Raw genomic sequence first — 14,525 nt, forward strand, 5'->3', positions numbered from 1 at the left:
AGGTTTAGTGCACTGTAGCTAGTTTCCTCACTAGCGGTTGAGGAATGAAAAACGAATCAAGTTAAGTCTTGGATGTAGACTTGAGTTTAATCAAAAAATTGCAGAAGTCAAATCTATCTTACCCATAAAGCATTGATTTCAAATATTTTAGTTTATTAGTGAATTCTAAAATATGCGTGCTTTAGCAATTACACTATACTAGCCGATTCCTTTCTCGCAGTAGCACTCATGGCCGAATTTGAATACATTGATAAACCAGAACAATTAAATGCTTTTTTACAAAAAGCTCAGCATTCTGAGTGGATTAGCTTAGACACTGAATTTATTCGAGAAAAAACCTATTACCCACGTCTTTGCTTAATTCAATTGGCCACTGCCGATGATTTAGTTTGTATTGATCCTTTAAATATCGAAGATTTATCAGCCTTTTTTACTTGGTTACAAAATCCTAAGATGCTGAAAGTCTTTCATGCAGCTTGGCAGGATTTGGAAATTCTATATCACCTTAGCGGGCAAGTGCCTGCACCTATTTTTGACACGCAGATAGCGGCTGCAGTCTTAGGCTTAGGGGATCAATTAGGTTACGCACGCTTAGTAGAAGAGTTGTTGGGCGTGCAGTTGGATAAGTCACAATCGCGTACTGATTGGGCACGGCGGCCATTGACTCATCAACAACTCGATTATGCGATTGATGATGTTCGTTACCTACGTCAGATTTACCCACTGCTTAAACAGCGTCTACAAGAAACTGGACGCTTAAACTGGCTGAATAAACCATTTGAACGCTTGACTGAAGCTAGCGAATATACGCCTGATCCTTGGCTGAGTTGGGAGAGGGTCAAAGGTGTACAGCTCTTAAAGCCTAGGCAATTAGCAGTTTTGCGTGAACTATGCGCTTGGCGTGAAGAGCTAGCGATTCAGAAGGACTTGCCCCGCCGTTGGCTATTGACTGATGAAGTATTGGTCGACATGGCACGGATGAAAAATCGGGATTTGCATGATTTTGCGGATATTCGCGGCTTAAGTACTGAGCAGATCGCTCGCTATGGGCAAGGTTGGTTAGAGCTGATTCGGCGTGCGCAAGCTTTACCGGCTGAAGAATGGCCTGACTTACCACGGCGGCGTAAATTGGATGCTGAATTATCCTTAGTAGCTGATTTATTAATGGTCATCGTGAATCAACAAGCGCTGGCTCACAATATTTCAGCCACGATGCTGGCTAATCGTGTGCAAATTGAAAAAATGCTCACTGAAGGTCGTACTCAGCTCTCAGATGATTGGCGGGGTAGTTTAGTGAATGACTTATTCGCCCATATTTTAAGTGGTCGAGCTTGTGTGCGGGTACAAGATCAATCCTTAAAGATCGACGCCTAATCTTATGTAGATCTGTGTTAAACTGCGGTTTTAGCAGTTTGAACTTATAGGCGATGGGTATGACCGAGCGTATTGCTACTGTAGAGCGAAATACTTTAGAAACCCGCATTTCCGTGACGATCAATTTGGATGGCACGGGTAAATCTAGTTTTAATACAGGGGTTCCTTTTCTGGAGCACATGCTCGATCAAGTAGCCCGACATGGGATGATGGATCTTACAATTACTTGCCAAGGCGATCGCCATATCGATGATCATCATAGTGTAGAAGATATTGGGATTACTCTAGGTCAAGCCCTGAGTAAAGCGGTGGGCGATAAGAAGGGCTTACGGCGTTATGGTCATGCTTATGTGCCTCTAGATGAAGCTTTATCCCGAGTCGTTGTCGATTTCTCTGGTCGCCCGGGTATTGAACATCATGCTGATTATCGGCGCTCTCATATTGGTCAATTTGATACGGACTTATTCTTCGAGTTTTTCCAAGGCTTTGTGAACCATGCCTTATTGACTCTGCATATTGATAATTTGCGTGGTCACAATGCGCATCATATTGCTGAAACGATTTTTAAAGCGTTTGGGCGTGCTTTGAGAATGGCGCTGGAGCTTGATCCGCGGATGGCGGGGATTATGCCTTCCACGAAGGGCAGCTTGTAATGAAAGTCGCGATTATTGATTACAATATGGGCAATCTGCATTCGGTGGGACGGGCAGTAAGTCATGTTGCCCCAGCCGGTACTCAGGTTGAAATTACTGCAGATCCTGATTTTATTCGTCATGCTGATCGGATTGTCTTTCCGGGGCAAGGAGCAGCACGCGATTGTATGCGCGAACTGGAGACGCGGGGCTTAAGCGAAATCGTGCGCGAAGTGGCTAAAACCAAACCCTTTCTAGGTATTTGCATGGGCATGCAAGTGCTGATGGAGTTCTCAGAAGAGAACGCAGGGGTGGAGTGCATGGGAGTTTATGCGGGTAAAGTGAACTACTTTAAGCACTTAAATATCGCTCATTTAAAAACGCCGCAAATGGGTTGGAATCAAATTCAGCAAAAAACTGCGCATCCACTCTGGGCTGGAATTCAAGACGGTGCACGTTTTTATTTTGTGCATAGCTACTATGTAGAGCCAACGGACAAGAACTTAGTGACGGGTGAAACTGCTTATGGTTTGAACTATGCTTCAGCGATTGCCAAGGACAATGTGTTTGCGATTCAAGCACACCCTGAAAAGTCGGCAAATGATGGTTTACGGCTGCTCGCAAATTTCATGCAGTGGCAGCCGTAATAATGGTGGCTTAGACTAGCTTATCGTCAAAATCCCACATCACCGTTGCTTGTTGTTTAGCTGCTTTCTTAAGCAGCTCTATCATTGGATAAGCGCGGCGGTTAACAGACACGGTTTCTTCTTCATCCTCATGTTGTTTTGGCGCAACATGCTGATTTTCTTGTTTAGACGCTTCGGTCAGACTCGTTTGAAATGTCTGTAAGGTTTTTTCGATATCAGCCCCTAAAATAGCTCCCGGAATCGTATCGCTATGCCCCATAAGTGTGATCATATGGCGTGCATCCTTTTCAAACATAGAGAAAGTACCGACTTTACTATCAAAACGAACTAACATGGTTTAACTCCTTATCAAGATGTGAGTGTGCTATTTCTGACAGATCAGACCTTTCAAATAATAGCCCTCCGGAAAAGCTAAACGGGTAGGATGATCGCTCGCTTGATCCAGCTTACGAATGATTTGTGCATCACAACCGGCATCCACCGCAGCATCAGCCACGATTTTTTGGAACAAATTGCTATCCATTAAACCAGAGCATGAAAAAGTAAATAGTAGACCATTGGGTTTCAATAACCTAAAGCCTAGTAAATTTATATCCTTATAGCCACGCGCTGCCTTCTCAATTTGGCTCTTATTTTCGGCAAACTTAGGAGGGTCTAAGATGATTAAATCAAATTGGCGACCTTCATCTCGATATTGGCGCAATAGTTGGAAGACGTCGCCTTGAATATTCTCCATCTGCTCTGATGTGAAGCCATTGAGTTGAGCGGCTTGTGCGGCTAAGTCCAAAGCAGTTTGGGAGGCATCAATATTAATAGCTTTGCTTGCGCCACCTTTGAGAGCAGCGATTGAAAAACCACCGGTGTAAGAGAAGCAATTAAGGACAGTTTTACCGTGTGCATAGTGCTCGACTGCTGAGCGATTATCCCGTTGGTCTAAATAGAAACCCGTTTTATGCCCATTGAGTACATCGACGCGATAATGACGGCCTTCTTCAAGAATATCGATACAAGCAGGCGGCATTTCTCCGGCCAATAAGCCTGTGGTAGTACTTAAACCTTCTTTTTTACGAATATCCACATCAGAACGCTCATACACACCTTTGCAAGGAAGCTGTTCCATCAATAGCTCAGCAAGGGTTTGTTTCCAATGCTCTGCGCCAGCCGTGAGGGCTTGCATAATGAGCCAGTCACCAAACTTATCCACAATAACGCCGGGTAAGCTATCCGATTCAGCATTGAGCACTCGATACGCCGTGTTACGTGCAGTGATACCTAAGGCTTGACGTTGCTTTAAAGCGGCTTGGATTTTTTCAGCAAAAAATGCGCGATCAATGGTTGCTCGCCCGACCGCCCATAAGCGTACTTGAATTTGTGATTGTGGCGACCAAGCACCCATGCCAAGCAAATCGCCATGTTCGGAGCGTACTTCAACGGTTTCCCCTAGAGCCGGCTCCCCTTTGACGCTAGCAATCGCACCGGAAAAGACCCAAGGATGGCGGGCACGAATATTTTTATCACGGCCGCGTTGTAGAACCACTTGTGGATAGGACGGTCTAGAAGTAGAGGCTTTAGTAGTCAAGACAGGGTCTCCGATTTACAGCTTGCTGTTATACCTGCCAGCTTTCCCTTTGGTCAATTAAGATCGTATCAGCTTTTGGTAAATGGCTAGCTTGCTCTCGTTGCAGCCGAGGCGTAGAGTATTTTTTTGTAAATAGTTAAGTTCAATCATGTCTGAGTTTCTCGTCTCTTTAGCCTTTTCCCTAAATGTCACAGGCCCGATTTTTCTGATTTTAATGCTGGGGGTTTATTTAAAGCGCATTGGCATGTTAACTGATGCTTTTGTCGAAGCAGGTTCACGCTTAGTTTTTAATGTGACTTTACCGGCATTATTGTTTATCAGTGTCAGCAAAACGCATATCAGTGAAACGGCCAATTTCCAACTGATCGGCTTAGCTGCGTTACTAACGATTGGCACTTTTCTTATCCTAGAGGTATTTGCCTATTACACGGTTAAGCCAACTGAGGATCGTGGTGTGGTTGTGCAGGGTGCTTTCCGTTCCAATATGGGCATTATCGGCCTAGCCTATTGTGCTAATGCTTATGGTGAAGCAGGGGTAGCGGCAGCTTCCTTGTACTTAGGCTTGATCACCATTCTCTTTAATATTCTTTCAGTGATTACATTGAGCCGCTCTCTGCATAAAAAGGATCAAGGGATTATGCCGGTTCTGCAAGGCATTGCGAAAAATCCTTTAATTATCGGTATTTTACTTGCCCTGCCGGTTTCTTATATGGAATGGCAACTGCCAGAGATTGTTCTAAAATCAGGCGAATATTTTGCTCAAATGACGTTGCCCCTCGCGCTAATGTGTACGGGAGCCTCACTAAGCTTTAAATCGATGCGTCAAGATATGCACAATACCGTGAGTGCGAGTTTGGGTAAGTTGATTTTTATTCCTTTTTCATTCACGGCTGGTGGAATTTGGGTGGGATTTAGTGGGATTGAGCTAGGTGTATTAGTCCTGATGTCCTTCGCTCCAACCGCAGCGGCTAGTTATGTGATGGTTAGAGCGATGGGGGGCAATAGTGTATTAGCCGCCAATATCATTGCCTTGACCACCATAGGTTCGGTCTTAAGCACTAGTATGGGTTTTGCTATCGTGAAAAGCCTGGGTTTGATGTAAATCAGGTTTAGGCGGTATCGTCGACCTGCAAGGTAAAATCTCGTTACAATAGGCCACTTTCTGTTTAGCGAGCACGAGCACCAACCATGACTCAACCGGATATTGAAGCGGTTAAGCGCTATTTACTAACCTTGCAAGATGATATTTGTGCGCAATTGAGCGCTGAAGATGGTCAAGCCCAATTCATTGAGGATGCTTGGGAGCGTCCTGGTGGTGGCGGTGGGTGCACCCGAGTTTTGGCAGACTGTGCTGTCTTTGAACAAGGCGGGGTAAATTTTTCTCATGTCTTTGGTTCAACACTGCCACCTTCTGCTACGGCTGCGCGCCCTGAATTAGCCGGGCGTAGTTTCCAAGCGATGGGTGTGTCTTTAGTGATTCACCCGCATAATCCCTTTGTCCCGACCTCACATGCGAATGTACGCTTTTTCATCGCTGAACATCCAACAGAACCTCCAGTGTGGTGGTTCGGTGGTGGCTTTGATTTAACCCCCTATTATGGGTTTGAAGAGGATTGTATTGCTTGGCATCAAACCGCTAAAGAGGCTTGTGATCCTTTCGGCTCTGAAGTGTATGCTAAGTATAAACGCTGGTGTGATGAGTACTTTTTCCTAAAACATCGCAATGAACCGCGTGGAATTGGTGGGCTATTCTTTGACGATTTAAACGAATGGGGCTTTGATCAGACTTTTGCTTTTATGCAAAGCGTGGGTGATCACTATATTCAAGCTTATCGCCCAATTGTGCAGAAGCGTAAAAACTTACCTTTCACTGAAACTCAGCGTGACTTTCAACTCTATCGGCGCGGGCGCTATGTAGAGTTCAATCTGGTCTGTGACCGTGGAACCTTATTCGGCCTACAATCCGGTGGACGCACGGAATCGATTCTGATGTCGCTGCCGCCTTTGGTGAAATGGCGCTATGATTGGCATCCTGAACCAAATTCTGTTGAGGCAAGTTTATACACTGATTTCTTAAAGCCTCGCGATTGGCTGGGTTTAGGCGGCAGCTAAAACGCTCTGGCTGAACTTACCAAGATTTTTCGCCGGGCTGGGGCTTATGATTCGACAGTTTCATAAACTTCCAGAATAGGTAGGCCAGGAAGCCTAAAATGAAAATAATGGTAACGCTCGACATAAATAAAATGCCATTAAAGCTGCTGAAAAAACTTGACATAGCTTGTCTCCTAGTTGAACTGTGACAAGCATAATTTTGAGCTGAGCCTAAAAAACCACTTTGATTTTAATCAAACGCAATCCGCCAAATTGTAGGTTTATTGGCTTATGTCAAGTTTTATGAGAATTAAATGTTAGCGAGCAGCGCGTAAAGCAGCTAAAGCGCGATCTACGTTGACTAATCCATAGCCATAATCATTGTCACGGCCTTGAAGACCTAAATCGATAGCGGTTTGTTCTAAGAGGTGCGGCGTAACCCCTTGTTTATTCATTGAGAGTAAGAGTGCAATTAAGCCAGTTACATGTGCAGTTGCCATGGAAGTGCCAGTTGCTAAATCAAAAGTGCCTGCAGGTGAAGTAGTGAAAATATTAACCCCGGGCGCTGCAACATCAATATAAGCTCCACGGTTAGCACGGCCAAATACGCTTTCCTGCTCATCCACAGCAGTGACTGCTAAGACATTATCAAACGCAGCAGGATAAGCGGGTTCAGCTTGAGGGCCACCATTCCCTGCCGAGGCCACCACAATAATATTGTTTTCGACGGCTTTCTGGATCATTTTGTTAACTAAAGGATCACTTTTACCTGCGAAACTAAGATTAAGGACATCGACTCGTTCTTGAATACAGAGATCAATCGCTTTAGCAACTAAACCTGCCGTACTGCTACGATTATTTGGATTTTTTTGGTCAGAGCTAAAAGCACTTACAGCATAGAGAGAGGCTTCTGGGGCAATGCCAATCCTTGGATTTTGCCCAATTAAGACGCCGGCTATAGCAGTACCATGCTTTTGGTTATTGCTGTCACCAGCCGGGATTAATTCAACACGTCTAACTTTTGAGTTATCTAAAGAGCGGTGCAGAATATCAATCGGTGTATCTACCATACCAATTTTAACACCAGCACCTTTGGTAAATTGGTGCGCTTGAGCAATACCCGTCAAACCTAGAGGATAGCCCACTGATCCAGAGGAGTTATTATCTGGGCTGGCTGCTGCAGTAAAAAATAAACTACTTAAATTGGCTTCGACCTTAGCCTCTTTGTTATTGATAGTATTCACTAAAGACTTAGGATCCTGCCCATTCGTACCCACCGTCAACATTTTAGTGCGGATAGCACCCAGTTCATCGCTACGCTTTTGCGTCAGACGATAACGCTGTAAAATATCCTCAGCAAAACCTGCCGATTGCCTAGCATCGTATAACAGAAGTAGTTCATTCTGCCGATAATCACGACTATTATCGGGCAGATTGCCTACACACCAAGCATTAGAAATTTGACACGCTGGTGAGTCATAACTGATTTTTTTGTCGACTGGTGCTGCGGCCACTAAACTGACTGTGCTGAAACCCAGCAAAATAAAGCCAAAACCTTGAACTTTATGTTTTAAAGCCGCAGCTAATTGGAGGACAATTTTAGTCACTGTGGCTTGTTATCCTCAAACTGCGGACCTAAAAATAGCAAGGGTGAGCTTTGCTGAGCCGTCTGCTGCATAATACTGTCAGCTAAGGCGACTTTATCGATATTCGGGGCGACAGGCATTTCAATCGTGAAAATGTTTTGAGCATTAGGACCCGAAACGATATGTGCCTGCCATTTATTCAAGAACTCACACACTTCTGCGTGTTTGGCGTTATTGGCAAATTGCACTAAGAAGCGACTGACCTCAGTTTTTCCATCCACAGTTATCTTCACTGCATGCGGAGTTTCCACGCTAGCGACTGTAAACTTTGTATCAGAGGCTAAATTAAACTGGCTATAGGCCAAGATCGCAACCTGAGCAATCACTAAGCTTGCAAATACTGCATTTGCTGGTGTCAGCCATTCAAGGTTAAATAAAGGTTTGCGCCATAGAAAATCAAACCAATTTTTTTTAGCTTGAGCTTTTGGCTGAGTGACTGGAGCCGCCTGTCTGCTAGACGCAGCAGTTAAACTCGTTTGGCTAAGATTAGGTTCTTCCAATTTTTCGTCAGCGCGATCAATCCGTCCCAAGAGTTTGTTTAAGCGTTGTTCAGTCGTATCCAGTGCCGATAATTCTAATAAGCTTGTGTTAGTGCGCACGATACGCATCATTTTTTCTTCTTGTACAAGCTCTTGCTGTAGTTCTGGAAACTGCTCCAATGCTTGATTCACTAAGCTGTGTTCTGCTTTGCTAAGCTTATTAGTGAGATACCAAGGAAGTAAGCGGCGCGCTTCTTCCAAGAGTTCGTTAGACTCAGGATGACTCATAAAGATGACCAGTTTAGATATCGAATTCCATGATTCCAGCTTTTTCAAGCATTTGACCTAAACGCTTGCGAGCATAGAACATGCGTGTTTTGACAGTGTTCTCAGAGATTTTAAGAAGCTCAGCTACTTCTTTGACCGACTTATCTTCAAAATAGGTGAGTTTTAAGACATCTCGGTGTTCATCTGTCAAATGGTTCATCATGCGCAGTAATTGATCCTTCATGTCCTCGTCAATCCGTATTTCTTCAGGATTGGGAGCGCTATCTTCCATAGCCAACATGATGGCATCATCATCTAAAGTCACTTCAGATGTTTTTCTTAACCAAGAAATGAGCTTATTACGTGCAATAGAATAAATCCAAGTAGAGGCTTTGGACTTACCTTCAAATTTATCAGCGGATCGCCACACATCAAAGAGCGCATCATCCACAATATCTGCGGCTTGTGCAACATCATCCTTGAGCAAGCGAGCGCAATAACTCACTAAACGTGGTTGATACTTTAAATACAAGCGACTAAATGCTTGTCGATCCCCTTGAGCAATTTGGCTTAAAAGTTCCTCGTCGCCAACATTCCTAATGTTTTGCTCCGCACTATGGCTATCAGTTTCTTGGTGCTTGATTGAACCGTTCATTAGCTTCGTCGCCTTGAGTCATTATTTGGTTTGAACTTCTTGTGATTTTTTCTTGCAGCCCTAGCTAGGTAGAAAAAACAAATGAACCGACGGCTGCACTGGTACGACAGAGAGTCATTGGTTAACAAACTACTGTGGAACTGAGACTTAACCAAACGATACCTCGGATTCATTGAGTAGTAGCTTATGTCTTAGTTGATCATCACTAACACACTCGAACTATTTATCATAAAATTATAATACTCCCTCGCAAATTTATCGGGTCTTCGGACCCGAACTTTTACACCTATTGATCTATATCGTTATCTAAAAGCAAGCTGCTATTATTCTTGAACATTCAAGATCGAGCAAGGCTGCTCTGTCACCGCGCTCATTTAGGGGTTTTTGTTCTATTTTAGGATTAATACTATGTATCAAATTGGTACAACACTCACTCAATATATTATTGAAGAACAGTATACGTATGAAGGGGCTAGGGGACATTTCACGGGATTACTCAATGATATTGCAACCGCTTGTAAAAAATTAGCTGGTTTAACTAGGAAAGGGGCTTTAGTTGGGGTGTTGGGAGCAGCTAATTCAGAGAATGTCCAAGGTGAAATTCAAAAGAAAATGGACATTATCTCTAATGATGTCTTCATTGAGGCTTTAGAAAATAATGGGCATGTGGCCGCTTTAGCATCTGAGGAAATGGAAACCGTCTATAGCCTCAAAGAAGGTAAACGTCGAGGTGACTATCTAGTGACCTTTGATCCACTTGATGGCTCTTCTAACATGGACGTGAATGTGTCAGTAGGTACCATTTTCTCTGTGGTCAAAGCTCCTAAAGGTGTGATGAATCCGACTGCGGAAGATTTTCTCTTACCTGGAACGAAACAGATGGCGGCGGGTTATTGTTTGTATGGGCCATCTACAATAATGGTGATTACCACGGGGCGTGGTGTCAGTATGTTTACTCTCGATACTAGCTGTGGTGAATTTATCCTGACTCGTGACGATGTGAAGATTCCCGAAGATACGAAGGAATTTGCTATTAACACCTCTAACCAACGCCATTGGGAAGCACCGATCCAACGTTATATTCAAGAGTGTTTGGCTGGTAAAGAAGGTGTACGTGGTAAGGACTTCAATATGCGTTGGGTAGCTTCGATGGTGGCAGAAGTTCATCGGATTCTATCGCGGGGTGGCGTTTTTATGTATCCACTGGATGAAAAAATGCGTAAAGCTGGTAAGGAAGGCAAGCTACGTTTACTCTATGAAGCTAACCCAATGAGTATGGTGATAGAGCAAGCAGGTGGATTATCCAGTACGGGACGTGAACGGATTTTAGATATTCAGCCTTATGCTTTGCATCAACGTGTGCCTGTGGTTTTAGGTTCGAAGAACGAAGTTCAGCGCGTGATCGATTATCACCAGTTGTAATTGGTGCTAGTGGAGTAAGCTGCGAGCTTGCTCCACATCGAGTTTTATCTGCTGTTTCAGTAACTCAAAAGAATCAAAGCGTTGTTCGGCACGAATAAAGGCAGTGGGTTCAATCGTCCAATGCTGTCCATAAATCTGTTCAGCAAAATCAAATAAATGAACTTCCAAGCGACTTTCTAAACCATTCACTGTAGGGCGAGAGCCTAGATTAGCAATACCTTTGAACCTTGCCCCACTAGCTCGATAAGCCTGTACCGCATACACCCCTTTACCCAAAGCAATATTGTCTGGAATCCGTAGATTTAACGTAGGAAAACCAATCGTGCGTCCTAACTTATTCCCATGTCGCACCCGCCCAGATAGCGAATACGGCCGCCCTAGCAAGGTTTTTACGGTGTCTAAATCGGCTTGTGCTAAAGCTTGGCGTACCCAAGTACTGCTCACCCGATCATTAGTATGTAATAAAGTCGAGGTTTGTACGACTTCCATACCCTGCTGAGCTCCCATGGTTTGTAACAGTTGATAATCACCACGGCGTTTGCGGCCAAAACGGAAATCATCACCGACTACGAGCGCTCGCACTTGTAAGTCATTTAAAAGAATATCTTGAATAAAAGCCTCAGGCTCCATTTCAGCGAGGGCTTGGTTAAAGGGTAAACAAGCTAGTTGATTCACGCCTAAGCTTTTTAGATAAATTAATTTATCACGCAGCGGTAAAATGCGGCTTGGCGGCGGTTTACGTAAGTATTCAGCAGGTAGGGGTTCAAAGCTAATCACGGTGGATGCTAAGCCTAGATGACTTGCCTTATCTTGTACTTGCCGAATGACACTTTGATGGCCTAAATGTAAGCCATCAAAGTTACCAATCGTTGCAATACAAGCTTGGCTGGAGTGAGTCCATGAGCGAAGCAGCTTCATGGTTAGCTTAAGCCGACAAAGTTTTGCTGACGCAAAGCTTCATAGACGACCACAGCCACGGTATTCGACAAATTCAAACTGCGGCTATCCGGTAACATCGGAATACGTAGTTTTAAATCTTCTGGCAAGCTCGCTAAAAGAATTTCAGGTAAACCACGGGTTTCCGGGCCAAACAGTAAGACATCTTCATCTTGAAAAATAGTTTCCGCATACGAAGTTTTAGCTTTAGTGCTGCAAGCAAATACACGCTTACCCAGCATCGCTTGATTAAAAGCTGCAAAGCTTTCATGCTCTTGCACGGCCGCTAAGTCTCGATAGTCCATCCCTGCTCTTCGTACTTGTTTCTCATCCAAGGAAAATCCTAGTGGATGAATTAAGTGTAAACGACAGCCAGTATTGGCACATAAACGCATAATATTACCCGTATTCGGCGGAATTTCGGGTTCAAATAAAGCAACATGCAGCATGGCTCAGTTAGCCTCCTGAGCTTGAAAAACGGTGTGACCCGCCAACCAAGTACGTTGGATTTGACCATGAAAGCTCCAACCAGCAAACGGTGTATTTTTGCCTTGGCTGAGCATTTTTTCTAAAGTGAAATCCCAAAGGACATCAGGTTTTAATAGCACTAAATCAGCCGGTGCGCCGATAGCAATACAACCTGCTGGGCTACCAATAATACGTGCTGGATTAAACGTGATCTTCCTTAAAGCCTGTAGGAGCGGTAAAACTCCATCTTCCGCTAAGCGCAAAGTGAGAGGAACTAAGGTTTCTAAAGCAGAAATTCCCGGCTCGGTCTGCTGGAACGGTGCTAACTTCGCGTCTAATTCATGCGGTTGATGATCGGAGCAAATGGCATCAATTGTCCCGTCGCTTAAGCCTTGCAATAAGGCATCACGATCCGCTTGGGCGCGTAACGGTGGGCGTACATGGCAGAGGGGATCAAAATCTAGCACATTGCGTTCGGTTAAATACAATTGATGAGCAGCTACATCCGCAGTCACGGCTAAACCATCTCGTTTCGCTTGGCGAATTAAGCGCACACTACCTGCGGCAGATAAACGACAGAAATGCACCCGACTACCCGTTAATTCCATTAAAGCAATAATTTGTGCAACCGCGACCGTCTCAGCCGCTGCAGGAATAGCGGGCAAGCCTAAGCGGGTAGAGACTTCGCCTTCATGCATTACGCCGCCAGCCGCTAGGCCATGCTCTAAAGGGTACATGAACACGGTTAAATCATGCGTAGAAGCATACTCCATTGCACGGCGCATCACATTCAAGTTTTCAAAGGGTTGCCACGCATTGCTAACCCCGACGCAACCTACCCGCTTTAACCCTCCAATATTGCATAAGCGTTTACCTTCTAGCTTAAAAGTCATATTGCCAATGACTTCAACATTGGCTAGTTGTAAACCTTGGTTAATTTTGCGGATTAAGTTCACAGCCGCTGAATTATCAATACTGGTTGCTGGATCAGGTTGATAGCAGAGTGTCGTGACTCCACTCGCGGCGGCAGCACGGGTTTCACTGGCTAAAGTTGCCTTGTGATCTAAGCCCGGCTCACGCAGCCAAGTGGCCAGATCAATTGCACCGGGCATTAGCCATAGACCATTGGCATTAACTTTTTCGGCATCATGAAAGTTTTCTAAAGTGGTTGACTGGTCACCTATGGCAACAATAGTGCCATCTTGGATATAGACATTAGCAGTTTGATCAGTGCGTGAGTTGGGATCAAGAACGCGGGCTTGTTGAATGATTAGATTCTTCATGCTGCACTCCCACCCATAATCATTGCCATCACCGCCATCCGCACGGCAATCCCATTGGTGACTTGTTCTAAAATCACTGAGCGCACTCCATCGGCCACTTCAGTATCAATCTCAACACCGCGATTAATCGGTCCCGGATGCATCACAATCGCATCCGGCTTGGTCAGCGCTAAGCGTTTTTCATTTAAGCCATATAACTTGGCAAACTCACGCTCAGAAGGGAGTAAAGCCCCAGCCATGCGTTCACGTTGTAGGCGTAGCATGATAACCACATCCGTATCGTTTAAACCTTCATCCATATCATGAAAAATTTTTACACCCATGCGCTCAATATTGGCGGGAATTAAAGTTTTCGGGCCAATCACACGAACTTCACCGGTCAAAAGGGTGGTTAATGCATGAATTTGTGAGCGTGCTACGCGTGAATGTAAAACATCCCCCACAATTGCGACTTTGAGCGGCTCGAAAGCGCCTTTCTTTTGGCGGATCGTAAACATATCCAACATGGCTTGGGTCGGATGAGCATGGCGACCATCGCCTGCATTTAGAACACTGATATGCGGTGCGGCATAGCGGGCAATGAATTGTGCCGTACCTGCGTGTTCATGGCGTACCACGAACATATCTGCATTCATCGCCTCTAGATTGCGCGCCGTATCCAATAAGGTTTCACCTTTGGCGGTGGAAGATGTACGAATATCGAGGTTGATGACATCCGCACCGAGGCGTTGGGCGGCAATCTCAAAGGTGACCCGGGTACGGGTAGAGTTTTCAAAGAACAGATTCATCACGGTTTTACCGCGCAACAGTGGTGCTTTCTTTTGCTGTTTCGCAGGTAGGGTGACGAATTGTTCGGCACGATCCATAATATCGTGCAGTAATTGGTAAGGTAGCCCTTCAACAGTCAGGAAATGATTTAATTTATTCCCCGGCGCGAGCTGCATGCTCAAAGGCAAGGGGCCGGGCTTTAGATGAGGGTGCATGAGGCAGATTCGCTAGATGGCTAAGGTGGGAGTATTTTACAAGTTTGTACCTGCCTGTTAAAC

15 protein-coding genes are annotated in these 14,525 nt (G+C 44.8%); 6 read left to right on the forward strand and 9 right to left on the reverse strand.

The window, feature by feature from the left end:
* The first annotated feature begins 228 nt into the window (after positions 1–228).
* From rnd to hisH, 3 genes are read left to right on the forward strand one after another with little or no spacing between them, the layout of a single operon-like run.
* Positions 229–1,374 carry a ribonuclease D gene (rnd, locus tag Q0307_RS16275; RefSeq protein WP_298662007.1) on the forward strand — a complete coding sequence of 382 codons (1,146 nt, stop codon included), beginning with the start codon at positions 229–231 and terminating at the stop codon, positions 1,372–1,374.
* A gap of 59 nt (positions 1,375–1,433) precedes the next feature.
* A complete protein-coding gene (gene hisB, locus Q0307_RS16280) occupies positions 1,434–2,027 on the forward strand; it encodes an imidazoleglycerol-phosphate dehydratase HisB (protein ID WP_298662009.1) in 594 nt (197 codons plus the stop codon).
* Positions 2,027–2,653 (forward strand): imidazole glycerol phosphate synthase subunit HisH, encoded by a 627-nt coding sequence (gene hisH, locus Q0307_RS16285; RefSeq protein WP_298662011.1) that lies wholly within the window; start codon positions 2,027–2,029, stop codon positions 2,651–2,653. Before hisB ends, hisH begins: the two co-directional genes overlap by 1 nt.
* 10 nt (positions 2,654–2,663) lie before the next feature.
* Here the strand turns inward: hisH and Q0307_RS16290 are convergent, their stop codons facing one another.
* Together Q0307_RS16290 and Q0307_RS16295 are read right to left on the reverse strand one after the other, a co-directional pair.
* Positions 2,664–2,987, reverse strand: a complete 324-nt coding sequence (locus tag Q0307_RS16290) for a DUF1840 family protein (protein WP_298662013.1) — start codon at positions 2,985–2,987, stop codon at positions 2,664–2,666.
* A 30-nt stretch (positions 2,988–3,017) separates the two neighbouring features.
* Positions 3,018–4,232 carry a class I SAM-dependent methyltransferase gene (locus Q0307_RS16295; protein WP_298662015.1) on the reverse strand — a complete coding sequence of 405 codons (1,215 nt, stop codon included), beginning with the start codon at positions 4,230–4,232 and terminating at the stop codon, positions 3,018–3,020.
* 148 nt (positions 4,233–4,380) lie between these two features.
* On the opposite strand from Q0307_RS16295, the gene Q0307_RS16300 reads away from it, so the two are divergent.
* Together Q0307_RS16300 and hemF are read left to right on the forward strand one after the other, a co-directional pair.
* Positions 4,381–5,334 (forward strand): AEC family transporter, encoded by a 954-nt coding sequence (locus Q0307_RS16300; RefSeq protein ID WP_298662017.1) that lies wholly within the window; start codon positions 4,381–4,383, stop codon positions 5,332–5,334.
* Between the two features lie 86 nt (positions 5,335–5,420).
* Positions 5,421–6,344 (forward strand): oxygen-dependent coproporphyrinogen oxidase, encoded by a 924-nt coding sequence (gene hemF / locus Q0307_RS16305; RefSeq protein WP_298662019.1) that lies wholly within the window; start codon positions 5,421–5,423, stop codon positions 6,342–6,344.
* A gap of 296 nt (positions 6,345–6,640) precedes the next feature.
* On the opposite strand, the gene Q0307_RS16310 is transcribed toward hemF, so the two are convergent.
* The 3 genes from Q0307_RS16310 to Q0307_RS16320 are packed head-to-tail and all read right to left on the reverse strand — an operon-like array spanning position 6,641 to position 9,370.
* Entirely contained in the window at positions 6,641–7,930 is a 1,290-nt protein-coding gene (locus Q0307_RS16310; protein ID WP_298662020.1) for a S8 family serine peptidase, read from the reverse strand.
* On the reverse strand, positions 7,927–8,736 hold the full coding sequence (locus Q0307_RS16315; protein WP_298662022.1) for a hypothetical protein: 810 nt from the start codon (positions 8,734–8,736) through the stop codon (positions 7,927–7,929). The genes Q0307_RS16310 and Q0307_RS16315 overlap by 4 nt, the downstream gene beginning before the upstream one ends.
* A 13-nt stretch (positions 8,737–8,749) precedes the next feature.
* On the reverse strand, positions 8,750–9,370 hold the full coding sequence (locus Q0307_RS16320; protein ID WP_298662024.1) for a sigma-70 family RNA polymerase sigma factor: 621 nt from the start codon (positions 9,368–9,370) through the stop codon (positions 8,750–8,752).
* 408 nt (positions 9,371–9,778) lie between these two features.
* Between Q0307_RS16320 and Q0307_RS16325 the strand changes: the two genes are divergently transcribed.
* Positions 9,779–10,792, forward strand: a complete 1,014-nt coding sequence (locus Q0307_RS16325) for a class 1 fructose-bisphosphatase (RefSeq protein WP_298662025.1) — start codon at positions 9,779–9,781, stop codon at positions 10,790–10,792.
* A gap of 6 nt (positions 10,793–10,798) precedes the next feature.
* Here the strand turns inward: Q0307_RS16325 and ribF are convergent, their stop codons facing one another.
* Genes ribF through Q0307_RS16345 form a run of 4 tightly spaced genes read right to left on the reverse strand, consistent with a single transcriptional unit; the run spans position 10,799 to position 14,423 of the window.
* On the reverse strand, positions 10,799–11,710 hold the full coding sequence (gene ribF, locus Q0307_RS16330) for a bifunctional riboflavin kinase/FAD synthetase (RefSeq protein ID WP_298662026.1): 912 nt from the start codon (positions 11,708–11,710) through the stop codon (positions 10,799–10,801).
* A gap of 2 nt (positions 11,711–11,712) precedes the next feature.
* A complete protein-coding gene (locus Q0307_RS16335; protein ID WP_298662028.1) occupies positions 11,713–12,177 on the reverse strand; it encodes a tRNA (cytidine(34)-2'-O)-methyltransferase in 465 nt (154 codons plus the stop codon).
* Between the two features lie 3 nt (positions 12,178–12,180).
* Positions 12,181–13,479, reverse strand: coding sequence for a dihydroorotase (locus Q0307_RS16340; RefSeq protein ID WP_298662030.1), 1,299 nt, complete (start codon positions 13,477–13,479; stop codon positions 12,181–12,183).
* On the reverse strand, positions 13,476–14,423 hold the full coding sequence (locus tag Q0307_RS16345) for an aspartate carbamoyltransferase catalytic subunit (RefSeq protein WP_366936784.1): 948 nt from the start codon (positions 14,421–14,423) through the stop codon (positions 13,476–13,478). Before Q0307_RS16345 ends, Q0307_RS16340 begins: the two co-directional genes overlap by 4 nt.
* Positions 14,424–14,525 lie beyond the last annotated feature (102 nt).

The organism is uncultured Thiothrix sp. (genome assembly GCF_937873765.1).
In the GTDB taxonomy this organism is placed as follows: domain Bacteria; phylum Pseudomonadota; class Gammaproteobacteria; order Thiotrichales; family Thiotrichaceae; genus Thiolinea.